The sequence below is a fragment of the Pseudoalteromonas sp. SiA1 genome, assembly GCF_018732205.1.
Lineage (GTDB): Bacteria > Pseudomonadota > Gammaproteobacteria > Enterobacterales > Alteromonadaceae > Pseudoalteromonas > Pseudoalteromonas tetraodonis.
In genome coordinates, this window is the sequence record NZ_CP076084.1 from 1,456,225 (window position 1) to 1,479,125 (window position 22,901).

The window sequence follows — 22,901 nt, forward strand, 5'->3', positions numbered from 1 at the left end:
AAAGGCGCAGGGGCTATTTTTGTAAATTAAATAGCCAGCCACTGGTCATTGCACTGTTTTTGAGCAGGTAAAAACTGCGTTTTATAGTTCATTTTGTCGCATTCATCTATTTGATAGCCTAAATAAACAAATTGTTTTTGTTGTAGTTTAGCAAATTTAAGTTGCTGTAATATCATTACAGTGCCTAAACTAAAGTGCTCATAGTCAGGGTCAAAAAATGTATAAATTGCCGAAATAGCGTTGTCCATACAATCAGTTACAGCAACAGCCACTAAGTTATCTTGATCCCAAAGCTCTATAAAAGTAATGGTTAACCAACTACAAAACAAAAAGCTTTGAAATTGTGATTTATCAGGTGGATACATACTACCGTCTTGGTGGCGCAAGCTAATGTATTTACTGTAAAGTGGATAGTATTGTTCGCGTTCAACTTGAGAATATTTTACCTCAAAGCGGTTTTTTGCTTTGTTAAGTTTACGTTTTTGCGATTTTGTCGGCATAAACTCATCAGCTAAAACGCGCACAGAACTACACGCGCTGCAAATAGGGCAGTGCGGACGGTAAATTTGGTTACCACTGCGACGAAAGCCTAATCCTAATAACGACTCAAACTTGTTGCTGCTATAACAACTTGGGTCGAGTATCACCAGCAGTTGCTCTTGGCGATCAGGTAAATAACTGCATTCAAACGGTTGGCTTAGGCCTATACGAGCTGGAAGTTGTTCATTCATATATCGCGATTAGCTCCTGTGGCTGCCACATGCTGGCAGCTGGGGTGTAACACTGTGCTTTATTAAGTTTAGTTAAAAATTCTTCACGCGAAACCACGCTAGCACCTAACGACATTAAATAAGGGTTTTCTAATTGGCAATCAATAAAATGCGCATTATGGCGTTTAAGCCAATTAACTAGCGCCCACATAGCCAGTTTGGAGCAATTTGTTTGATGATGAAACATTGATTCACCACAAAAAACACCGGTTTGCATGATGCCATATAAGCCACCTGCAAGCTCTCCCTCGCGCCAAACTTCTAAACTATGAGCAAGGCCATGGTGATGGGCATTAATGTACGCCTGTTGCATTTGTGGGGTGATCCAGGTGCCATCGGTATCAATACGCTGATCGCGACATGCTTCTATCACTTCTTCAAAGGCATGGTTTATGGTTACGGTGACCGGGTGCTTTTTTAAATGTTTTCGTAGGCTTTTACTAACATGAAAATCATTTAGCTCAACAATACCGCGCTCACTAGGCGACCACCACATAATTGGCTCGTGCTCACTAAACCACGGAAAAATACCTTGGCTGTAGGCATTTTTTAATCGCGTTACCGATAAGCATCCACCAATGGCAAGTAAACCATCGGGATCATCTAATGCAAGGTTGGGATCAGGAAAAGCAAAGTGGCTTTGAGCGAGTTGATAGAGTTGTTTAGTCATAACACCGATTGAATAACTGCATGGTCAAGATAAAGTGTAACCTGTTGCTTTAAAATCACAAACCACAAATTATTGTGTCACTGCATAGGACTTACTTTCTAAGCGCTATTTTTGTTAGGCAAAAAAAAAGCGCGTTTAAAACGCGCTTTTAATTATTAGCTTAAAAAGTGTTAACTAATGGATTAGCTAACCACTTTTACAGGTACTGCTTGTCCAGCGTTGAACTTAGTTGTCATTGCTTCTTCAACAGGTGTAAACGAGGTAAGGTCAATACCTTCAACCGCAGACTTATACTCTTCGATAGTCGGGAAACGACCAAGTACAGTAGAAAGTACTACAACCGGCGTAGAACCTAGTAGTGACTCACCTTTTTTCTCAGATGTATCGGCTACTACACGGCCTTGGAACAGACGAGTTGATGTTGCGATAACAGTGTCACCAGGTTCTGCTTTTTCTTGGTTACCCATACATAAGTTACAACCAGGGCGTTCTAGGTATAGGATATTTTCATACTTAGTACGTGCCGCTGTTTTTGGTTTTTCATCGTCAAATTCAAAACCTGCGTATTTAGCAAGAATATCCCAGTCGCCTTCCGCTTTAAGCTCATCAACAATGTTGTATGTTGGTGGCGCAACAACTAATGGTGCTTTGAATGAGATAGAACCGTTTTTCTTTTCTAGGTTACGCAGCATATGAGCAATAATTTTCATATCGCCTTTGTGAACCATACACGAACCAACGAAACCTAAATCAACAGGTTTGTCGTTGTAAAAAGAAACAGGGCGGATCACATCGTGAGTATAACGCTTAGAAACATCATCGTTGTTCACGTCTGGATCGGCAATCATTGGCTCAACGATTTGGTCCAAATCAACCACAACTTCTGCGTGGTATTTAGCGTTGTCGTCTGGAGAAAGTGCTGGCTCTTCACCAGATTGAATACCTGCAATACGTTTGTCAGCTAAGTCGATTAGACCTTGTAGCGTTTGCGCTTCGTTATCCATACCTTTGTTGATCATGATTTGGATACGTGATTTAGCAAGTTCAATTGACTTAATTAGCGTTTCATCATTTGAAATACAGATTGACGCTTTCGCTTTCATTTCTGCAGTCCAGTCAGTGAAAGTAAACGCTTGGTCAGCCATTAGGGTACCAATATGCACTTCAATGATACGACCTTGGAATACGTTTTCGCCACCAAATTGCTTAAGCATTTGCGCTTGCGTTGCATGTACAACGTCGCGGAAATCCATGTGCTTAGCCATTTTGCCTTTAAACGTCACTTTAACTGAATCAGGAATCGGCATCGCTGATTCACCGGTTGCAAGTGCAACAGCAACAGTACCTGAATCGGCACCAAAGGCAACGCCTTTAGACATACGAGTATGCGAGTCACCACCGATGATGATAGCGCGATCATCAATTGTAATGTCGTTCAATACTTTGTGAATAACGTCAGTCATTGCATGGTAAACGCCTTTCGGGTCACGTGCAGTGATCAAACCAAACTTATTCATAAACGCCATTAGTTTAGGAATGTTAGCTTGTGCTTTGCTATCCCATACTGATGCAGTGTGACAACCAGACTGATAAGCACCATCAACAAGTGGTGAAATCGTTGAAGCCGCCATCGCTTCTAATTCTTGTGCTGTCATTGGACCGGTTGTATCTTGCGAACCAACGATGTTCACTTTAACGCGAACGTTTGAGCCTGCATGAAGTGGTGTATCAGATAGAACACCTACCGCATTACGGTTAAAGATTTTTTCAACCGCTGTTAAGCCTTGGCCTTCATGTGAAATTTCTTTTGAAGGTGCATACACAAGAGGAGTTTCAATGCCGAGCGTTTCAGCAGCAAACGTTTGTAGTTTCTTACCAAATACTACAGCGTAAGAACCACCAGCTTTCATGAATTCAACTTTTTGCGGTGTGAATGCTGATGAAATATCAACAAGCTCTTTATCACCGTTATAAAGTTTTTTCTCTTTAGTATTGATTGTTAGCACAGTACCAGTAGCAACAGAGTAGGCTTCTTCAAGCACTGCATCACCATTTGCATCAGTTACTGTATTGCCGTCTGCATCTACTTTTTTAACCCAGTTTTTAAGGTCAAGACCAATACCGCCAGTTACATCAACCGTTGTTAAGAAGATTGGTGCAATACCGTTAGTACCTGCAACAACAGGTGCAATGTTGATGAAAGGAACGTATGGACTTGCTTGTTTACCCGCCCAAAGTGCTACGTTATTCACACCAGACATACGTGATGAACCAACGCCCATGGTGCCTTTTTCAGCAATAAGCATTACTTTAGCGTTAGGGTGTTTCTTTTGAAGGGCAACAATTTCTTGTTGTGCTTCTTCAGTGATCATGCACTTACCGTGTAATTCACGGTCAGCACGCGAGTGTGCTTGGTTACCTGGAGACAGTAAATCAGTTGAGATGTCGCCTTCACCAGCAATGTAAGTTACTACTTCGATTTTTTCTTCGATGTCAGGTAGTTTTGTGAAGAATTCAGCTTTTGAGAAGCTCTCTAGTAATTCTTTAGCAATTGGGTTACCTGCTTCGTAGGCCGCTTTAATGCGCTCCATATCTGCATCGTATAAGAATACCTGAGTTTTCAGTACTTCTGCAGCTTGTGCTGCGATTTTTGCGTCATCAGCAAAGGCTAAATCAATTAGCATTTCAATCGATGGGCCGCCTTTCATGTGTGAAAGCAGTTCAAATGCAAATTCTGGAGTGATCTCTGCAACGTGCTCTTCACCTAAAATGATTTCTTTTAGAAACTGTGCTTTAACGCCCGCAGCACTGGTTGTTCCAGGTAAAGTATTAAAAATAAAGAAATGCAGTGAATCTTTACGGTGCTCGTTATTAGTATCTTTAATTTGATTAATTATTTCTGATACTAGTTCAGCGCTATCGATTGGTTGTGGGCTTAATCCAAGCTCCGTTTTACGGGTTTGGATTTCTTCCATATATTTTGTATACAAACTCATAGAAAACTCTCGGTAATTTACTTGATATGAAGTTAAGCATTTTAACTGATTTTACAGTTTCTAGTAATGCCTAAATGAATAAAGCTTTTATTCCTGACGATAATTATAGCTAGTTTTACTTATATAATTTGACGGTATTTGTTGCTCACCCTTAGATCCTATCGTACCTGAGCCATTAATTGTATAAATAAGACTAATTTCAACTATAAGCCTAGTGAATGTTGGTGCGAGTGCAATTATTTCGGGCGTAATGTTTGGGCACAAAAAAGGGCTGAAAATTCAGCCCCAAAAGTATGCTATGTATGCTTATAGGTTATCTAAAAAGCGTTCTGCATCAAGTGCAGCCATACAGCCAGTACCGGCAGAGGTGATAGCTTGACGGTAAATATGATCAGACACATCACCGGCAGCAAATACGCCTGGCACACTTGTTTGAGTTGCATTACCGTTAAGACCAGATTCAACTACTAAGTAGCCGTCTTTCATTTCTAGCTGACCTTCAAACATATCGGTGTTTGGCTTATGGCCAATGGCAATAAACACACCCGCTAAATCAAGTTCTTCAGTAGCATCTGATGCCACATCTTTAATGCGAACGCCGGTAACGCCCATTTGGTCACCAAGCACTTCATCGAGTGTACGGTTGTAGTGCATGACAACGTTACCGTTTGCTGCTTTTTCAGCAAGGCGGTCAGCAAGAATCTTTTCACTACGGAAACTATCACGACGGTGAATAACATGAACTTCATCAGCAATGTTAGATAGGTATAACGCTTCTTCAACCGCTGTATTACCACCGCCAACAACCGCTACTTTTTGACCTTTATAGAAAAAGCCATCACAGGTTGCACAAGCTGAAACGCCGCGACCTTGGAAATTAGTCTCAGACTCTAAGCCTAAATATTTAGCAGAGGCACCTGTTGCAATGATTAAAGCATCACAGGTGTAAGTACCTTGGTCACCGGTTAGTGTGAAAGGGCGCTTAGATACGTCAACTTTGTTGATGTGGTCGAACACAATTTCAGTTTCAAAGCGTTCTGCATGCTCTTTCATACGATCCATTAATGCAGGGCCGGTTAAACCGTGTGCATCGCCAGGCCAGTTTTCAACTTCAGTAGTGGTTGTTAGCTGGCCACCTTGTTGAATACCTGTAATTAAAACAGGGTTTAAATTAGCACGTGCAGCGTAAACTGCAGCTGTATAGCCTGCAGGGCCCGAACCTAAAATAAGTAACTTACAATGTTTTGCTTCAGTCATGATTTTTTCCTAAACGTTTAATACGGTTTTAATGCGCCCGATTCTAAGAAAAACAAGCAGGAAGTAAATAAAAGATGAGATTATTTTTTTTCGCAAATTCCGAAGCTGTTCATTAATGTGTACTAGTAAATGACTTATAGGCAGTGCTCGACTAATAAATAGACTGTTAGTCAATAAAACGACGTTTATTCATGACCAGCCTGATTTTTTTTGTTATCTTTTAACTAATTTTGATTTGTCACTGCTTAATTATGTGACCTAAGTGAATAGGCAACTATGTTATTTTGGCAAGAGAAACCCGCATTTGGGTTGACTTCAAAAGACGTTAACGTCTTAACCAATGCGCAAGAATACCGTACGCAATTGTTAGATTTAATTGCCAACGCAAAAAAACGAATTTATATCACCACACTCTACTTACAAGATGATGAAGCGGGTCGTGAAATATTAGCTGCACTACACAGTGCTTCGTTAGCTAATCCTGCGCTTGAGATAAAAGTATTGGTGGATTTTCATCGTGCGCAACGCGGTTTAATTGGAGCTGAAAAGTCAGAGGGCAATGCAAGCTTATATTGCGACGATTTAGAAAAATTTAATTCAAACGTTCAAGTGTATGGTGTCCCCGTAAAGGCAAAAGAACTGTTTGGGGTGTTGCATTTAAAAGGCTTTGTTATTGACGACACACTGCTCTACAGCGGTGCCAGTTTAAATAATGTGTATTTGCAATATAGCGACCGATACCGGCTCGATCGCTACTATTTAGTATCGCAAAGCGAATTATGTGACTCAGTAGTCGATTTTATCGAATCAACTTTATTAAGCTCTGAAGCGGTACCAAGAATTGATCAACGACCGCTTAAACGTATGGCTGACTTTAAGCTTGAACAAAAGCAACTTATGCGTGAGCTTAAATCGGCAAGTTATAAAAATGCGCAAGAGTTTAATACCCATGCAATGGGTATTCGTTTATTTTTAGGGTTAGGCCGTCGTAATAACGAGCTCAATCGCTTAATTAAAGCGTTATTTGATACCACCGAGCAAGAATTGGTGTTATACACGCCGTATTTTAATTTTCCAGCGCCTTTAATGCGCTCTTTACGTCGCTTATTAAAGCAAGGTAAGCAGGTGACTATTGTGGTGGGCGATAAAACCGCAAACGATTTTTACCTGCCACCTAGCGAGCCATTTAGTAAAATTGGTGCACTGCCTTATTTATACGAAACTATTTTGCACAAGTTTGTAAAATCGCAAAAACGCCACATAGATAATGGCAACCTAAACGTATACCTGTGGAAACACGAGAGTAACTCGTTCCATCTAAAAGGGATTTGCTGCGACCGTAAAGTGCATTTACTTAGCGGGCATAACCTAAATCCGCGCGCGTGGGGGCTCGATATCGAAAATGGCATCCTGATAGAAGATCCTGAGCAAACGATAATGCGCGACATTGATAATGAACGCCAAGAGATTTTAAAGCATTGTCGTCGTTTAACCGGTCCAAATGATTTAGAAACCATGGACGATTACCCGCAGCCGGTGAAAAAACTGCTTGGTCAAGCTAAGCGCGTAAAAGTCGATTTTATTATTAAACGATTTATATAATACGAGGGTCTGTTGACCACAGACCCTAAAATTTAGATACAAAAAAAGCAGCTAATTAGCTGCTTTTTTAATGCTTATACCTAAATAATGACTTAGGTATAAGCGGTAACTATTATTGTTACGCGTTTTCTACTGCAGTACGTGGGTCAACATATTCCATGTTGAACGCTTCAGCTACTTCTTTGTATGTTACTTGGCCTTTAATTACGTTTAAGCCTTTTAAGAAGTGAGCGTCATCTAGTAGTGCTTTTTTGTAACCTTTGTTTGCAAGGTTAATGATGAACGGTAATGTTGCATTATTAAGTGCAAACGTAGATGTACGTGGAACAGCACCAGGCATGTTAGCAACACAGTAGTGAACAACTTCATCAACGATGAAAGTAGGATCAGCGTGCGTAGTTGCTTTAGAGGTTGCAATACAACCACCTTGGTCAATCGCAACATCAACAATAGCAGCACCTGGCTTCATTGCTTTAATGTGTTCAGCAGTCACTAGTTTAGGTGCAGCAGCACCTGGGATAAGCACGCCACCAATTACTAGGTCAGCTTCTAGTACGTGCTTTTCAAGAGCGTCAGCTGTTGAGTAAATAGCTTTAACTTTGTTACCAAACTGTGCGTCTAGTGCACGTAGTACGTCGATGTTACGGTCAAGTACAACAACCTCAGCACCTAAGCCAACCGCCATTTGTGCAGCGCTACGACCAACCATGCCGCCACCAATAACAACAACTTTAGCTGGCTCAACGCCTGGTACACCACCTAGTAACATACCACGACCGTGGTTTGCTTTTTCTAGCGCTTGTGCACCTGCTTGAATAGACATACGGCCCGCTACTTCACTCATTGGTGCTAATAGTGGTAAACCGCCGCGTGCATCAGTCACTGTTTCATAAGCAATACAGATTGCTTTACTTTTAACAAGGTCTTCAGTTTGTGGAAGATCCGGTGCAAGGTGAAGGTAAGTGAAAAGAATTTGGTCTTCACGTAACATTGCACGTTCAACAGCTTGTGGCTCTTTTACCTTGATGATCATTTCTGCTTTTGCAAAAACGTCAGCAGCTGTTTCTAAAATTTCAGCACCTGCTTGAACATAATCATCATCTGTAAAACCAATGCCCATACCAGCGTTAGTTTCAACAATCACTTGGTGGCCGTGATTTACAAGTTCGCGAACACTCGCAGGAACCATACCTACACGGTACTCATGGTTTTTAATTTCTTTAGGTACACCAATAATCATAATTTTGCCTTGTTAGAACGGGATAAAAATTTTTCACTATTATATTCATGCTAGGGTAGTGTGTCTCACCTTTTTTTAAGGTCTTTGTAGTGTTAGTATCTGTTAAATCGATTTTATTAGAATAAAAAACTAAAAAGCTATGCATAACTTATTAGACCGTATTGATCGCAAGATTTTAGTCGAATTACAACTCGATGGCCGCCTGTCAAATGTTGAACTGGCCCGACGAGTTGGCCTAAGCGCCACGCCCTGTCTAGAGCGAGTGAAAAAGCTCGAACGAGAGGGGTATATTTTAGGCTACAAAGCTGTGGTTGACCCTGCCAAGCTTGGTCAAGGGCTTTCTGTGTATGTGGAAGTAACCATTACCAAAACATCGCCCGACGTATTTGAAGAGTTCAGTGCCGCTGTTAGAAAGCACGAAGAAATTATAGAATGTCATTTGGTTTCGGGTAATTTCGACTTTTTATTAAAAACCCGGGTTAACGATATGTCAGAATACCGAGGCGTGCTCGGTGATATATTATTAAAACTGCCTAATGTGAGTGAAAGCCGCACTTATGTAGTCATGGAAGAAGTAAAAGGTGAAGAGGGCGTGGTGATCCGTCCTTTTGTTGCTTAATGATAGAGTAACAGCCTTTAATATACTTTTATTGTTGCAGCCAACTTTGCTTTTTTAATAAGTGTACGACTAAATAATAAAAACTTGTTCATAATCAGGCCATCATGGTTAAGATAAAGTGCATCAAAATACATTTCCTGCTAAGGTATTCTATTGCCAAGTGAGTGTAAAAAATAATAATGAGGGATAGGTAATTATGCGCCTAAACGGTGTACAAAGACTATTAGAAACGGGGCTCATCGTCAGCACCTTTGCAGCGGTGTTTATTTTATGTGCTTTAATTAGTTTTCATCCTGCCGATCCTGCTTGGTCGCAAACGGGTGAATTTACCAACGTACAAAATATTACGGGTACAGCGGGCGCGTGGGTGGCCGACATACTATTACTTACCTTTGGCTGGCTTGCCTATTTTGTGCCAGCGGCTATTCAGCTGCTAGGTTACTTGGTGTTTAAGCAGCCACACCGTATTTTACAACTCGATTACACCACACTTGGATTACGCATTATTGGTTTTGCGCTGTTTATTACCTCAGCAACCGCTATTAGCAGTATTAATTTTGATGATATTTATAACTTTTCATCCGGTGGGGTAGTGGGTGATGTGATTGCATCCGCCATGATGCCAGCGTTTAATTTTACCGGTACCTCTATTTTACTACTGTGTTTCTTTTTTGCAGGATTAACCTTATTAACAGGCGTTTCGTGGGTACAATTTGTTGATTACTTGGGTGATTTAATTGTTAGGTTATATCGTTTTTTGGTGACCTATGCCCGTGGTTGGATGCAACGCGAACGCATTGCAGGTAAAGTACAAGACGAGCAACCCGATGCCTATTTTGAAAACGATACACACCAACAAGAACCTGAACTTGCTGATAAAAAAGCAGACAAACCAAAAGCACTCGATAAACCAGCAACTAAGGTTAATGCCCCTCAAGACGACGAGTTTATGCCGTTTGACGAGCTTGACCAAATACTCGATCAAGAAATTAGCTTTAGCGCCATAGACGATGAACCTATGGACACCGAGGCAGCACTTAACGCGCTGGATCAAAGCCCTGTGGTTGAACCTGAAAAACCAGCAACAACCGTGGTTTCACCAGCAAGGCCAATTAACAAGCCTAAATCAGGGTTTCAACCGCCGCCAACTGCAAAAGAGAAGTTTGAGCAATTATTAGAGCAAGAGCCACCACCGGGGCCATTGCCATCACTGGATTTACTCGACAGGCCCGACAAAGCAAAAAACCCAATTTCGCAAGAAGAGCTCGATAGCGTATCACGCCTTGTAGAAACAAAACTACTCGACTTTAACGTGCAAGCCACTGTGGTTGGGGTTTACCCCGGGCCTGTTGTTACTCGTTTTGAGCTTGATTTAGCACCGGGTATTAAGGTGTCTAAAATTACAGGGCTGTCAAAAGATTTAGCGCGTTCACTTTCGGCAATTAGTGTGCGCGTGGTTGAAGTTATTCCTGGTAAAACCTATATCGGTATTGAGCTGCCTAATAAATACCGTGAAATTGTACGTTTATCAGAAGTCATAAACGCGCCTAAGTTTGAGCAAAACCCATCGCCACTGACCATGGTGCTTGGTAAAGATATTGCAGGGCAACCTGTGTGTGCAGACTTAGGTAAAATGCCACATTTATTAGTGGCCGGTACAACCGGTTCAGGTAAGTCAGTGGGCGTTAATGTAATGATATTAAGCTTACTGTATAAATCGGGCCCTGAAGATGTTCGCATGATCATGATTGACCCGAAAATGCTTGAGCTTTCAGTATACGAAGGCATTCCGCATTTATTATGTGAAGTTGTGACCGACATGAAAGAAGCGGCTAACGCACTGCGCTGGTGTGTAGGTGAAATGGAACGCCGCTATAAGCTGATGTCGGCTTTAGGTGTACGTAACTTAAAAGGGTACAATCAAAAAGTAATGGAAGCCAAAGAAGCGGGCTACCCAATTATGGATCCATTATTTAAAGACACCGACGGCATGAAAGACGGCCCTGATGAGCTAGATAAATTACCTAGCATAGTGGTGGTTATTGACGAATTTGCCGACATGATGATGATTGTAGGTAAAAAAGTTGAAGAGTTAATTGCTCGTATTGCGCAAAAAGCGCGTGCTGCGGGTATTCACTTAATTTTGGCAACACAGCGCCCATCGGTTGATGTAATAACCGGTTTAATTAAAGCGAATATACCTACACGTATGGCGTTTCAGGTATCAAGTAAAATAGACTCGCGTACCATACTTGATCAACAAGGCGCTGAAAACTTATTAGGCATGGGTGATATGCTTTATTTACCGCCAGGTACCAGTGTGCCAGAGCGTGTGCATGGCGCGTTTGTAGACGACCATGAAGTACATGCCGTGGTAAACGATTGGAAAGCCCGTGCTAAACCAAATTACATAGATGAGATTTTAAATGGCGATGCCACGGAAGATATTTTATTACCAGGGGAAGCCAGCGAAAATGGCGATGAAGAATCAGATCCGTTATACGACGAAGCGGTCGCCTTTGTAATAGAAACCGGTAAAGTATCGGTATCGTCAGTGCAACGTAAATTACGTGTAGGCTATAACCGTGCTGCACGATTAGTAGAACAAATGGAAACATCAGGTATCGTGAGTGCACCAGGACACAACGGGGCGCGCGATGTATTAGTACCTAATGGAGCAAATTAATGAAAAAATTAAGTAGTTTATTATTGGTATTGGGCAGTTTAGTGGCGATGCCAAGCTTTGCTGACGACAGCCAAGCATTACAAGATAAGTTATCGACCTTAAAAAGTTTTAAAGCACAATTTAAACAAAACGTAACCGACGGTGAAGGCCAACTGGTAATGCAAGGTCAAGGCAATATTGCGTTGCAACAGCCATTAATGATCCGCTGGCAGCAAACTAACCCAGACGACACTTTATTTGTATCAAACGGCGATAAAACCTATTACTTTGATAGCTTTGCTGAGCAAGTAACCATTATGAAAACCAGCGGTTTAATTGACTCAACGCCGTTTATATTGCTCACCTCTAAAGACCCTGCGCAATGGGAAAAATACAGCGTGATCGCTACTGACTTAGGCTTTAGCATTACCCCAAATAAAGGCGTAGAAAGCCAAGTAGAGCAGCTTGATATTACTTTTGCTAATAACGAGCAAGGGCTTGCAAAACTGGTAGTTAAAGATAACTCAGGCCAGCTGTCTGCGTTTACATTTAGCAATGCACAGGTTAATACTGAGCTTGATAAAACAACTTTTGAATTTACCCCGCCAGCGGGTGTAGAAATAGACGATCAGAGTAACGGTGAGTAATTTAGGATTTAACTTTGGGCCCGATGTGCGCCCACTCGCTGCGCGTATGCGCCCTTTATCGCTTAACGATTATATAGGGCAGCAACATTTACTAAGTAGCGACAAACCGCTGCATCAAGCCATTGTTGCAGGGCGTTGCCATAGTTTAATTTTATGGGGCCCGCCAGGGGTAGGTAAAACTACGCTGGCGCAAATTATTGCCAACCATGCCGACGCTGAACTAATTCAAATGTCGGCAGTAACCGCTGGCGTAAAAGATATTCGCGATAGCGTAACCCAAGCTCGCGATAACTTACAAAGCCGTGGTCAGCGCACTTTGATGTTTGTTGACGAAGTACACCGCTTTAATAAGTCTCAGCAAGATGCGTTTTTACCCCACATTGAAGATGGCACTTTTATATTTGTTGGTGCCACCACCGAAAATCCGTCGTTTGCGCTTAATAACGCGATTTTGTCTCGCGCAAGGGTGTATGTATTAAAATCCTTGCAAGAAAGCGATTTATACACAGTAATAGAGCGCGCACTCAAACAAGACGAACAACTTAGCCAAAAGCAAATCGTGATTGCAGATAACGCCAAACAAGCGCTGTGCCAAGCAAGCGGTGGCGATGCTCGTAAAGTGCTTAATTTACTCGAGCAAGCAGTCGATTTAACTACTGAGCAAAACGGCAAATACAACGTAGACGAACAGGTACTCAGCCAAGTTCTTCCCACGCATTTAGCTAAATACGATAAAGGCGGCGATGAATTTTACGATTTAATTTCGGCGTTTCATAAATCGGTGCGAGGCAGTTCGCCCGATGGTGCGCTTTATTGGTACTGCCGTATTTTAGCCGGTGGCGGCGACCCGCTTTATGTTGCAAGGCGCTTATTAGCAATTGCTACAGAAGACATCGGCAACGCCGATCCGCGCGCAATGGAAGTGGCTTTAAACGCATGGGATATTTTTCAGCGTGTTGGCCCAAGCGAAGGTGAGCGCGCCATTGCACAGGCCACCTTATATTTAGCCAGTGCACCTAAAAGTAATGCGGTTTATATGGCGTTTAATCAAGCCAAACAGGACGCTAAAAACGAGCCAAGCTACCCGGTACCAGAGCATTTACGTAATGCCCCCACCAATTTAATGAAAGACTTAGGGTATGGCGCAGAGTATCGTTACGCGCATAACGAAGAAGGCGCATTTGCTGCTGGCGAAAAATACCTACCGCCAGAAATGGATGGCAAACAATACTACCAGCCAAGTGATCGTGGACTTGAGCAAAAAATTAAACAAAAGCTCGATTATTTAAAAGAGCGCGACGCACAAAGCCCAATAAAACGTTATGAGCATGATTAAACTTTACATGATGATAGCCCTTGGCGGAGCGTCAGGAGCCTGTTTACGGTTTTTTATTAGCGAAACCATGCTAAAACTCCTCGGTAGGGGATTCCCTTTTGGCACGTTGACGGTTAATATTCTGGGTTCATTGTTGATGGGCATTTTATACGGTTTAATAGATAAACAAGTTATTGCCGTCAGTCCTGCTAAAACCCTCATCGGAATTGGCTTTTTAGGTGCGTTAACCACCTTTTCAACATTCTCAATGGATTCGTTGTTGTTATTACAACAAGGTCACTTTATTAAGATGGCCCTCAATATCATCTTAAACGTGATGGTGTGTATTTTTATGGCTTGGCTGGGCCTTCAGCTAGTAATGCAAAAAGGTTAAAAAACTAACATGTTAGATTCTAAATATTTACGTCAAGATGTCGAACAAACTGCAGCACGTTTAGCCGCACGTGGTTATGAGCTAGATGTAGCGGTAGTGACTGAACTTGAAGAAAAACGCAAAACATTACAAGTAAAAACGCAAGAACTTCAAAGTCAACGTAACGCCAGTGCTAAAGCCATTGGCCAAGCAAAAGCAAAAGGCGAAGACGCACAACCATTGCTAGACGCAGTTGCTAACTTAGGCAGCGAATTAGACGCAGCTAAAGCTGAGCAAGACGAAGTGCTAGAAGCAATTAAACAAATTGCCTTAGCAATTCCAAATTTACCGGATGAGTCGGTACCAGAAGGCGCTGACGAAGACGACAACGTAGAAATTTTAACGTGGGGTACACCTAAAAAGTACGATTTTGAGGTAAAAGATCACGTTGACGTAGGGCAAGACCTAAACGGCCTAGACTTTGAAATGGGCGTTAAAATTAGTGGCGCACGTTTTACCGTAATGCGCGGCCAAGTAGCGCGTATGCACCGTGCACTTACCCAATACATGCTAGACACCCACACAGATAAAAACGGCTACACAGAAATGTATGTACCGTACTTAGTGAATAGCGCAAGCCTATACGGCACAAGTCAATTACCAAAGTTTGCGGGAGATTTATTCCACACATTAGGCTTAGTAAACGATGATGGCGAGCAACAAGCTGGCTTTAGCTTAATTCCTACGGCAGAAGTACCGCTTACAAACAGCGCCCGTGATGAAATTTACGAAGAAAGCGATTTACCAATTCGCTTAACAGCGCACACGCCATGTTTTAGAAGTGAAGCAGGCAGCTACGGTCGCGATACACGCGGTTTAATCCGTCAGCACCAGTTTGATAAAGTAGAGCTTGTACAGCTTGTGAAACCAGAAGATTCAATGCAAGCACTCGAAGAGCTAACAGGCCATGCTGAGCAAATTTTACAAGCGCTAGAATTGCCATACCGTAAAGTGATTTTATGTATGGGCGACATGGGCTTTGGCGCAGCTAAAACATACGATTTAGAAGTATGGTTACCAGCACAAGATACCTACCGTGAAATTTCATCATGTTCAAACATGGTTGATTTCCAAGCACGCCGTATGCAAGCACGTTTTCGTCGTGAAGGTGCTAAAAAACCAGAGCTTTTACACACACTAAACGGCTCAGGTTTAGCGGTTGGCCGTACACTAGTTGCGATACTAGAAAACTACCAACAAGCCGATGGTTCAGTAGTCGTACCAGAAGTATTACGCCCATACATGGGTGGACTTGAAGTGATTGGTAAAGCTTAAGGTTTAGCTGTCAGCTGTCAGCTGTCAGTTTTTAGCTATAAGCTTTAATTAAGAAAGCCGCTGTTTTAACGAACAGCGGCTTTTTTGTGGGTAAAAGGCTAAAGGGAAAAGGTTCGAGGTTAAAGGTAAAAGCTGAGATATTAATTCGCAGTGAAATTCATTGTGTAAGAATCGGCTTCATACATTATCGGCGCTATTTTTGTGTAAGGCGTACTTTAACACGTGACACATAATTAAAAACTTTTGCTGGTTTTATAATCTCGAAAATGGGCTTACAACACCATTGGCTCCTTGCTGTAAAACATGAGTATATATTTGGGTTGTTCGCACATCACTATGGCCTAATTGTGCCTGAACTGTGCGAATATCAGCGCCACTTTGCAATAGGTGCGTTGCAAATGAATGGCGTAAGGTATGTGGTGTAACGTGTTTCCTAATTTTTGCATCGTTAGTAGCCTGTTTAACAGCGCGTTGTAATTGTTTTTCATCAATATGATGACGCCTCAGCTGCTTACTCTCAGGATCAAGACTTAATTTATGTGATGAAAATAAATATTGCCAACCTAACTGTTTGTTATGGTTTGGATATTTTTTACGTAACAAATGCGGCATGTAAGCACCACTATATAAGGGGTTTTTCTGATCTAATTGCAGGTAACTATCAACTAATTGTATTTGAGAACGTAATTGCGGTATGAGCTCTACTGCAAGCGTAACAACACGATTTTTACCTCCTTTGCCATCCCAAATTCGAATGCAGTTATAGTCAAAGTCAATATCGTGTACTCGTAAACGCAGTACCTCCATTAATCGCATACCACTGCCATAAAGTAATCCACAGGGTAAATAATGCTTTGCAGAGCATACTTTAAAAAAATTATTTATTTCCTGCTGCGTTAAAACTACCGGTAGTTTAGTTGCTCGTTTGCTCTTAATAAAACCTAATGATAATGAGAGTGGCTTTTTAATCACTTCTTTAAATAAAAAGCTCAACGCATTTAAGGCTTGTGTTTGAGTATTAGGAGCAACATTTTTTTGGTTGACTAAATGATTTAAAAAAAGTTCGACCTCATTACCTCCCATCGTTGTAGGGTGCCTCATAGAGTTAAAACGAATAAACGAAGCTATCCAGTATAAATACGCTTTAACGGTACTTTTAGCATAACGCTTTAGATACATTTGTTCGGCTATCATAGTTAAAAAAGGTGATTTCATGTTATGAATCTCCAGTAAAAGTCAACTGTATATATAGACAGTGTGTGTTGTTTTGTCCAATATTACTGAACTCCACCATTTCGGTGTATTTCGCCATTTATAAAACATGAGTGAAGCTAACTAATTGTTTACAGGTATTTATTTGAGGGCTAAGATAAATGCATTGTAATATATGGACATTTGTCGTTTTATAAACCGATAAATGTCGTAGACAAAATTGTTATACCTGAGGTCGTATGATTGAGAACGTAACTTCATCTGATAGCTATCTTTACCACTATACAAGTACGGATGTTGCTCTTGAGTACATAATCGCCAATCACACACTTCAATTTAGTAGCTATGTCGGGACTAACGACCCTAAAGAGAGCAAATCGTGGGAGTTTGATTTAGGAACAAATGGTGGCACTGATTTGGGCAAGTATAAGATGTCTGAAATGTCAGGGTGGCTATCAGTAGCGTTGAAGGGAAAAGCAAAAATAGCCTGTTTTTCAATGGATTCCAAAGGACTTTCAGGGAATCATATGCAGGACATTTTTAGGAGAGGGTTTAGTAAGCCTCGCATGTGGGCGCAGTATGCTGACAAGCATGCAGGTGTTTGTCTTGTTTTTGATAGAAAAAGGCTAAACGAGTTAGTTGAGGAAAGATTTTCAAGTGAACATCTAGTGTTGAGTGGTCCTGTGACATATACCAATCGTGAGGTCATTCGGAATCTTTATAATCCAGATGAACAGCAGTACACCATAAACTTAGATCACCTGGAAACAGTAGGTCAGGAAAGGTACGTGATGGATCACCTGAATACGCACTACAAAAGGCTATTCTTTGAGAAAATGGAAGACTGGAGAGATGAATCCGAGTGGCGGATTGTTGTTTTTTCCAAGAATAATGAGAATCTCTATCTGGACTATAAAGACGCATTGGTCGGGATAGTTTTCGGAGAGAATACTAGTGAAAAGGGCATACAGGACATCATGGATGCCACTGAGACTTGGGGAGTTCGATGTATGGGCCTGAAATGGAAAAACTGTAGTCCTTGGTATGATTATGGAAACCTTCGATACATGCCTGGCATAAAGAACTCCCCTTGGGGTAACTCGATAAGAAGGGTATAACAAATTGCTGCACGCGGAAAAATTACTCGCTACGCTCCTAATTTTCCGGTGAGCAAAGCGTTATAGCGCAGTCAAAGGACTGCATTTATCAATAAATGGAAGTATTAATTAAATGAATGTTGAAGAAGTTTTTGGGGTTAGTGGTAAGCAAGTTGAGAGTTATGTAGAAAGAGAAACCAAAGGGGTCAAATCTTGACTTCAGACATCAGAACTTAAATTTTTCCAAGCGGCTTAATTTAAGCCATTATATTCCTCTAAAAGCGCAGCGTCTCTTATCCTCTTTGTGAATAAATATCTTCATTAAAAAGTACTCAGATAACAATTGAGCGTAATTAGTTAAGTTCTAACTATTTGTTAAATATTAAATTATCTTTGGATTTTTCTTCCTTATAACTTACTCTATGTACCTCATTGGCAGATTAATAAGTTGGCGTCATATGCCAAAGGATATTTATGAGTACTAAAAGTAGACGATTACGCAAGAAGTTGTATTTAGATGAATTTGCTATTCTAGGATTTGAATTTACTTGTAATTTAAATGTAACAGAAGGAGAGTTTGATTTATTACTAGATGAGCTTTTAGAATTTATTGATAAAAGAAAACTTTGTATTGCTGGTGGAGGTGATTGTAAGTCATTCAGTGGCTTTATTTGTTCTGTTCATCGTTATGGTTCGGCGACTAACCAAGATAGAGAAGACGTTGAGCTTTGGTTAAAGTCTAAAGAAAACATTTCAAATATTGTTGTTAGTCAGCTAGTTGATGCAAACTACGCAGTGTAATGATTTATCTAAAATTATTTGGTTGAAGACCAAAATGAGCAAATATTAACTTCACATATCAGAACTTAAATTTACAAAAGCGGCTAAAAAGCCGTTATTTTGCATATTAAGCACAGCATGATAAATCGGGTTGCCCCAAGTCAATTCATCATTTTTGTCGGATGGCGTGGCTTCGCCACTTATCCGACCTACGTTAAAAGGTAGGTTGGTTAAGCCGAAGGCGCCACCCAACAGAGTTCTAATTTAGGTGCACAAGTTGATGATTTAATTAATTTAGTTACTAATTTATGTGTTTATAACCCTCTAAAAGCAGCGAAGTTTTCATGAATGTCATTAGTAACACTACAATAATCACTGACTCTTGAGCTTAATTGTAAAAGAGCGAAGTAAGGTTGAAGTTTTAACGTCATGGTTCTGTCGAGCTTGGTATATAAATTGTACTTATATTATTCAACAGCTTTTAAGCGTTTTGTTATGGCTTGTAATTTATCTTCTAGTGTAAAAGACAGGATTAAGGTTTCTTCTACAATTTCTTTCGTTTCATCAACTAACCCTACTAGCTCCGACTCTTGCTCTTCATCTAAGCCTAGAGTGATCATTTTTGATTGTATAGCTTGAGATAAGTCATTAACGAGTATTTTTATTTGTTTATCTTGCTCAGAGCATAGCTTTTTTATTGTACTAAAATCATCAGCAAGTTGACTTTTTAGAGTGTTTAAAGCTTGTTGGCGAATGTTGGCTTTTTCTAATTGTTGTTCAATAAATTCTATCCGGCTTTCTATAATGGTAAGCAAAATAGCAAAGTTATCTCGAAGGCGACCAAGTAAGCCTTCATCCTTTGTATTTATTCCCTTTACAAGCATTGAACAAGCAGGCGCGTTAAATAATAAATTAGAGCTAAATGGAACTATTCGCTTGGCTCTTCTGCCTAGTTCTAGAATTTCTTTTTCCAAGTCAGAAATAGTTTGTTTTGGGAATTGGTGATATTGGTTTGCTACCCTAAACTCTACGCAACAGCTGGCGCCTGCATTAGTAAAATAGCGCTGTACGTTAGCAAATAATGTGTCTAAATCCGTTACCTCAAGATTGTCAGTAAAAAATGTGACTAATTCTCCAAGTTCGCTTGCTTGTTGCATTGATGTAAAAGCGGTAGATGAAGCGACTTCGAACATTTCTTTTAGATTATTTCGCTCTGTAATGCGCAGTTCTACACGCTTTAATTTTTCGTTAAGTTCCTTAAAATCTACTGGCTTGGCAATATAATCATCACCGCCATAGCCATAAGCTGTGAGTTTGTCTTCACTCGATGTTAAGGCTGAAATAAATATAATTTCACAGTCGTCATACGCACCACATTCTTTTATTTCTTTAACCAAGTCGTAACCCGTGAAATCATTACTAAGTAAAATATCCATTAGGACTACTTGAGGCTGATGTTCCTCCATTAAAGCTAATATAGGCTCGCTGCCATCAGATGAGGTAATGTCATGTTGCTTAGATAGGACCATTTCCATGATATTTCTATTTTGGGGGTTATCATCAACGGACAATATTTTCACATGCTCTCCTAAATTTAACTACTCTCATCCTTCTTCAATATAATAGCCATGGAAATGGCTACCCGCAAATAATCGGCTTATGTATATTTTTCATTACTTATTTAAGTGACACAACTTGAAGACTCAATTATGGTAGTTACTTAATTTATGTGTTTATAACCCTATAAAAGCAGCGAAGTTGTCATGAATGTCATTAGCAACACTACAATAATTACTGACTCATTAGCTTCGTGGCATAAGAGCCAATCGACGTTTCAATTTCAAGGTCATGACATAGCATATCATGTGCAAGGTAAAGAGGGCGCGCCGTGTTTATTGCTGATTCATGGTTATCCAACTGCAAGTTGGGATTGGCATAATCAATGGGCTGCGCTAACACAGCACTTTAAGGTGTCTACCCTCGATATGCTGGGTTTTGGTTTTAGTGACAAACCTCAAAATGTTACTTACACCATAAATATGCAAGCTGATTTACTGACATATTTTTTAAAGATGTTTAATGTAAAGGCAACGCATATTTTAAGCCACGATTATGGTGATACGGTAGCCCAAGAGCTACTTGCTAGAAGCAATTTAAATGAGCCGCATGCCATAAAAATACAAAGCGTTTGCTTTCTTAACGGTGGGTTATTTCCAGAAACACATAAACCGGTATTATTGCAAAAGTTGTTACTTAGCCCTATAGGTGCTTTAGTGTCGCGACTTGCAAACTATAAAAGCTTTAAGCGTAATTTTGATAATATATGCGCTACACCACTTGCTGAGAAAGAGCTCAAGGAGTTGTGGCAGTTAATTGCGTATAAACAGGGCAAGCCAGTTATGGCAAAACTGATTTATTACATCACAGAGCGTAAATTACATCGCGCTCGTTGGGTGAGCGCTTTACAACAAGCAGATATACCCATGCGGTTAATTTGCGGTATGGACGACCCTGTTTTGGGCCGTCATATGGTTAAACGATATCGCGAATTAATCATTAATCCAGATATTATTGAATTGGAAGGGGTAGGACATTACCCGCAATTAGAACAACCAAATCAAGTAACTCAGTCCTTCTTTGAGTTTCATAAGTTTAAATAAATGACTAATTTGGCGTTACCAGCATTAACTTTGCCTCTTTTCCATCCGTTAATATCGCTACATTACCTTCAGCAGTGACAAACACATCTCTGAGCCTGCCTGTGGCTTCTGGGAAAATATGAGTCTGGGTGTATTCACCATTCGCTAAATTAATACTGTAGAGCTTTTTATCGACCAATGTAGTAATAAGTACGTGGCGTTGCAGTGAAGGGAAGGCTGCATGGTTATCGCCATAATACGCCATGCCTGATGGCGCAATTGAGGGCGTCCAATCTACGGCTGGTTTAGCCATTCCAGGGTAGTCTCTAAAGGGAGAAATACGTGCTTGTGAATAATCGTCGCCGTTGGTGATTACTGGCCAGCCGTAATTGGTGCCAGCTGTTAAATAGTTGAGCTCGTCACCGCCTGCGGGGCCATGTTCGTGGCTAATAATTTGCTGTGTATCGTGATCATAAACCAAGCCTTGCAAGTTACGGTGCCCAAGTGAATAAATGGCATGCGCGTTAGCGTTTTTGTGACTAAGAAACGGGTTATCGCTTGGTATTGTGCCGTTTAAGTTTATGCGTAATGTTTTGCCAAGTTGACTGGTAATAACCTGTGCTTGCTCGCGGTAGTCAAAACCATCACCACTTGAAAATAATAAGGTATTATCAGGCAGCACAAGCGCGCGGCCAGAATAATGCTGCGGTGTGCCTTTATCGGTGGCGACTTTATAAATAATTTTTGGCGTTGAAAATTGCGCACCATCAAACGTGGCTTTGGCTATTACTAGCCTGTTTGCATCAAGCTCACCTTGGGCGTAAGTGAATATAATTTCTTTTGATTCACTGTAATTTGGCGAAAGCACTACATCAAGTAAACCACCTTGCCCTGCAACGTATAAGCCCTCGAAGTTTATTTTAACTCGGGTTTGTTGGTTGTTTTTAATGATAACAACATGGCCATCACGCTCGGTGATTAACCAGGTATTGTTTGGGAGTTTAACCATACTCCATGGTGAATTAAGCTCTGTTGCTAAAGTACTAGCTGTGTATTGCTGTGTTGGTAACTTTGCACTGGCGTGACAAGAAAACGCTAAAAGTGACAGTAGCGTAATACAACATAGAGATTGTTTACCCTGCAAGCCTTTGCTAGTGTAAGGAAAAAGTTTCATTTTAAGTTGAGATAACCATGCAGTTTTTAACACGTATACTCCCGTCATTTTTAGTTTCTTGGTTACTTACATTCACTCTCGCTAGCTTGTTTCATAGTCAATACGTTGTCAATCAATTAGTTAATGTAGGTGTAGTAGTGGGCTTTAATGACCGTGTTAACTTAATCCTTGAAGATTGGCTTGGCTTACTACCGACCTATGGCGCTATTATTGCGATTGCACTTGCCATCGCGTTTTTGGTTACTTGGTTTATTGCTAAAAAAATGAACAAGCAAGGTACACAACTATTTGTTATTGCTGGTGTGATGGCGTTTGCAACGGCGTTAATTGCGATTGAATCTATTATGAATATTACTATTATTGCAGGTGCAAGAGGTTGGGGTTTTTATGCGCAATTATGTGCAGGTGCAGTAGGGGGTTATGTATTTGCAAAACTTATTAAGGAAAATAAGCACAAGGCAGCGCATCACGGCTTTTAAGTCAGTATTGGCCTGCAATGTAAAAAGCTGC

At 40.8% G+C, this 22,901-nt stretch carries 19 protein-coding genes; 11 read left to right on the plus strand and 8 right to left on the minus strand.

Annotation, left to right across the window (positions count from 1 at the left end):
- Positions 1–26 precede the first annotated feature (26 nt).
- The 4 genes from KK487_RS06770 to trxB form a co-directional block, all read right to left on the minus strand.
- Positions 27–731 carry an arginyltransferase gene (locus KK487_RS06770; RefSeq protein WP_013464754.1) on the minus strand — a complete coding sequence of 235 codons (705 nt, stop codon included), beginning with the start codon at positions 729–731 and terminating at the stop codon, positions 27–29.
- Positions 724–1,440, minus strand: a complete 717-nt coding sequence (gene aat / locus KK487_RS06775) for a leucyl/phenylalanyl-tRNA--protein transferase (RefSeq protein ID WP_128583634.1) — start codon at positions 1,438–1,440, stop codon at positions 724–726. Before aat ends, KK487_RS06770 begins: the two co-directional genes overlap by 8 nt.
- A gap of 182 nt (positions 1,441–1,622) precedes the next feature.
- Positions 1,623–4,436 carry a bifunctional aconitate hydratase 2/2-methylisocitrate dehydratase gene (locus KK487_RS06780; protein WP_128583633.1) on the minus strand — a complete coding sequence of 938 codons (2,814 nt, stop codon included), beginning with the start codon at positions 4,434–4,436 and terminating at the stop codon, positions 1,623–1,625.
- Between the two features lie 306 nt (positions 4,437–4,742).
- Positions 4,743–5,693 (minus strand): thioredoxin-disulfide reductase, encoded by a 951-nt coding sequence (gene trxB, locus KK487_RS06785; protein ID WP_008110078.1) that lies wholly within the window; start codon positions 5,691–5,693, stop codon positions 4,743–4,745.
- Positions 5,694–5,969: 276 nt separating this feature from the next.
- On the opposite strand from trxB, the gene pssA reads away from it, so the two are divergent.
- Positions 5,970–7,295 (plus strand): CDP-diacylglycerol--serine O-phosphatidyltransferase, encoded by a 1,326-nt coding sequence (gene pssA, locus KK487_RS06790; RefSeq protein ID WP_215522085.1) that lies wholly within the window; start codon positions 5,970–5,972, stop codon positions 7,293–7,295.
- 118 nt (positions 7,296–7,413) lie between these two features.
- Here the strand turns inward: pssA and ald are convergent, their stop codons facing one another.
- A complete protein-coding gene (ald, locus tag KK487_RS06795) occupies positions 7,414–8,535 on the minus strand; it encodes an alanine dehydrogenase (protein WP_013464758.1) in 1,122 nt (373 codons plus the stop codon).
- A gap of 139 nt (positions 8,536–8,674) precedes the next feature.
- On the opposite strand from ald, the gene lrp reads away from it, so the two are divergent.
- From lrp to serS, 6 genes are all read left to right on the plus strand, one after another.
- Positions 8,675–9,154 carry a leucine-responsive transcriptional regulator Lrp gene (gene lrp, locus KK487_RS06800; RefSeq protein ID WP_008110073.1) on the plus strand — a complete coding sequence of 160 codons (480 nt, stop codon included), beginning with the start codon at positions 8,675–8,677 and terminating at the stop codon, positions 9,152–9,154.
- 196 nt (positions 9,155–9,350) lie between these two features.
- The gene (locus KK487_RS06805) at positions 9,351–11,840 is read left to right on the plus strand and encodes a DNA translocase FtsK (RefSeq protein ID WP_128583631.1); all 2,490 of its coding nucleotides are present in this window, start codon (positions 9,351–9,353) and stop codon (positions 11,838–11,840) included.
- The gene (lolA, locus tag KK487_RS06810) at positions 11,840–12,466 is read left to right on the plus strand and encodes an outer membrane lipoprotein periplasmic chaperone LolA (RefSeq protein ID WP_058154502.1); all 627 of its coding nucleotides are present in this window, start codon (positions 11,840–11,842) and stop codon (positions 12,464–12,466) included. The genes KK487_RS06805 and lolA overlap by 1 nt, the downstream gene beginning before the upstream one ends.
- Positions 12,459–13,802 (plus strand): replication-associated recombination protein A, encoded by a 1,344-nt coding sequence (locus KK487_RS06815; protein WP_128583630.1) that lies wholly within the window; start codon positions 12,459–12,461, stop codon positions 13,800–13,802. The genes lolA and KK487_RS06815 overlap by 8 nt, the downstream gene beginning before the upstream one ends.
- Positions 13,795–14,175, plus strand: a complete 381-nt coding sequence (gene crcB / locus KK487_RS06820) for a fluoride efflux transporter CrcB (protein WP_010389726.1) — start codon at positions 13,795–13,797, stop codon at positions 14,173–14,175. The genes KK487_RS06815 and crcB overlap by 8 nt, the downstream gene beginning before the upstream one ends.
- A gap of 9 nt (positions 14,176–14,184) precedes the next feature.
- On the plus strand, positions 14,185–15,489 hold the full coding sequence (gene serS / locus KK487_RS06825) for a serine--tRNA ligase (RefSeq protein WP_024601694.1): 1,305 nt from the start codon (positions 14,185–14,187) through the stop codon (positions 15,487–15,489).
- Between the two features lie 252 nt (positions 15,490–15,741).
- Here serS and KK487_RS06830 read toward each other — a convergent pair whose 3' ends face one another.
- On the minus strand, positions 15,742–16,704 hold the full coding sequence (locus KK487_RS06830) for an integron integrase (protein WP_215522086.1): 963 nt from the start codon (positions 16,702–16,704) through the stop codon (positions 15,742–15,744).
- Positions 16,705–16,940: 236 nt separating this feature from the next.
- Between KK487_RS06830 and KK487_RS06835 the strand changes: the two genes are divergently transcribed.
- Both KK487_RS06835 and KK487_RS06840 read left to right on the plus strand, forming a co-directional pair.
- Entirely contained in the window at positions 16,941–17,819 is an 879-nt protein-coding gene (locus tag KK487_RS06835; protein ID WP_215522087.1) for a DUF2971 domain-containing protein, read from the plus strand.
- Positions 17,820–18,272: 453 nt separating this feature from the next.
- Positions 18,273–18,599, plus strand: a complete 327-nt coding sequence (locus KK487_RS06840) for a YggL 50S ribosome-binding family protein (RefSeq protein WP_215522088.1) — start codon at positions 18,273–18,275, stop codon at positions 18,597–18,599.
- 446 nt (positions 18,600–19,045) lie between these two features.
- Here KK487_RS06840 and KK487_RS06845 read toward each other — a convergent pair whose 3' ends face one another.
- Complete coding sequence (locus KK487_RS06845; RefSeq protein ID WP_252190555.1) at positions 19,046–20,158, minus strand: response regulator transcription factor; 1,113 nt, start codon at positions 20,156–20,158, stop codon at positions 19,046–19,048.
- Between the two features lie 183 nt (positions 20,159–20,341).
- Here KK487_RS06845 and KK487_RS06850 point away from each other — a divergent pair, with 183 nt between their 5' ends.
- The gene (locus KK487_RS06850) at positions 20,342–21,238 is read left to right on the plus strand and encodes an alpha/beta fold hydrolase (RefSeq protein ID WP_215522089.1); all 897 of its coding nucleotides are present in this window, start codon (positions 20,342–20,344) and stop codon (positions 21,236–21,238) included.
- 4 nt (positions 21,239–21,242) lie between these two features.
- Here the strand turns inward: KK487_RS06850 and KK487_RS06855 are convergent, their stop codons facing one another.
- A complete protein-coding gene (locus KK487_RS06855) occupies positions 21,243–22,424 on the minus strand; it encodes a PQQ-dependent sugar dehydrogenase (RefSeq protein ID WP_215522090.1) in 1,182 nt (393 codons plus the stop codon).
- Here KK487_RS06855 and KK487_RS06860 point away from each other — a divergent pair.
- Positions 22,409–22,870, plus strand: a complete 462-nt coding sequence (locus tag KK487_RS06860) for a hypothetical protein (protein WP_215522091.1) — start codon at positions 22,409–22,411, stop codon at positions 22,868–22,870. The genes KK487_RS06855 and KK487_RS06860 overlap by 16 nt on opposite strands.
- The last annotated feature ends 31 nt before the right edge of the window (positions 22,871–22,901 follow it).

What these genes read in the sequence shown, in the direction of transcription:
- pssA (WP_215522085.1), top strand. Translation starts at nt 5,970, where the DNA reads ATGTTATTTTGGCAAGAGAAACCCGCATTTGGGTTGACTTCAAAAGAC.
- KK487_RS06770 (WP_013464754.1), bottom strand. Translation starts at nt 731, where the DNA reads ATGAATGAACAACTTCCAGCTCGTATAGGCCTAAGCCAACCGTTTGAA.
- KK487_RS06830 (WP_215522086.1), bottom strand. Translation starts at nt 16,704, where the DNA reads ATGAAATCACCTTTTTTAACTATGATAGCCGAACAAATGTATCTAAAG.
- KK487_RS06835 (WP_215522087.1), top strand. Translation starts at nt 16,941, where the DNA reads ATGATTGAGAACGTAACTTCATCTGATAGCTATCTTTACCACTATACA.
- serS (WP_024601694.1), top strand. Translation starts at nt 14,185, where the DNA reads ATGTTAGATTCTAAATATTTACGTCAAGATGTCGAACAAACTGCAGCA.
- ald (WP_013464758.1), bottom strand. Translation starts at nt 8,535, where the DNA reads ATGATTATTGGTGTACCTAAAGAAATTAAAAACCATGAGTACCGTGTA.
- KK487_RS06850 (WP_215522089.1), top strand. Translation starts at nt 20,342, where the DNA reads ATGAATGTCATTAGCAACACTACAATAATTACTGACTCATTAGCTTCG.
- aat (WP_128583634.1), bottom strand. Translation starts at nt 1,440, where the DNA reads ATGACTAAACAACTCTATCAACTCGCTCAAAGCCACTTTGCTTTTCCT.
- KK487_RS06860 (WP_215522091.1), top strand. Translation starts at nt 22,409, where the DNA reads ATGCAGTTTTTAACACGTATACTCCCGTCATTTTTAGTTTCTTGGTTA.
- lolA (WP_058154502.1), top strand. Translation starts at nt 11,840, where the DNA reads ATGAAAAAATTAAGTAGTTTATTATTGGTATTGGGCAGTTTAGTGGCG.
- lrp (WP_008110073.1), top strand. Translation starts at nt 8,675, where the DNA reads ATGCATAACTTATTAGACCGTATTGATCGCAAGATTTTAGTCGAATTA.
- crcB (WP_010389726.1), top strand. Translation starts at nt 13,795, where the DNA reads ATGATTAAACTTTACATGATGATAGCCCTTGGCGGAGCGTCAGGAGCC.
- KK487_RS06805 (WP_128583631.1), top strand. Translation starts at nt 9,351, where the DNA reads ATGCGCCTAAACGGTGTACAAAGACTATTAGAAACGGGGCTCATCGTC.
- KK487_RS06780 (WP_128583633.1), bottom strand. Translation starts at nt 4,436, where the DNA reads ATGAGTTTGTATACAAAATATATGGAAGAAATCCAAACCCGTAAAACG.
- trxB (WP_008110078.1), bottom strand. Translation starts at nt 5,693, where the DNA reads ATGACTGAAGCAAAACATTGTAAGTTACTTATTTTAGGTTCGGGCCCT.
- KK487_RS06840 (WP_215522088.1), top strand. Translation starts at nt 18,273, where the DNA reads ATGAGTACTAAAAGTAGACGATTACGCAAGAAGTTGTATTTAGATGAA.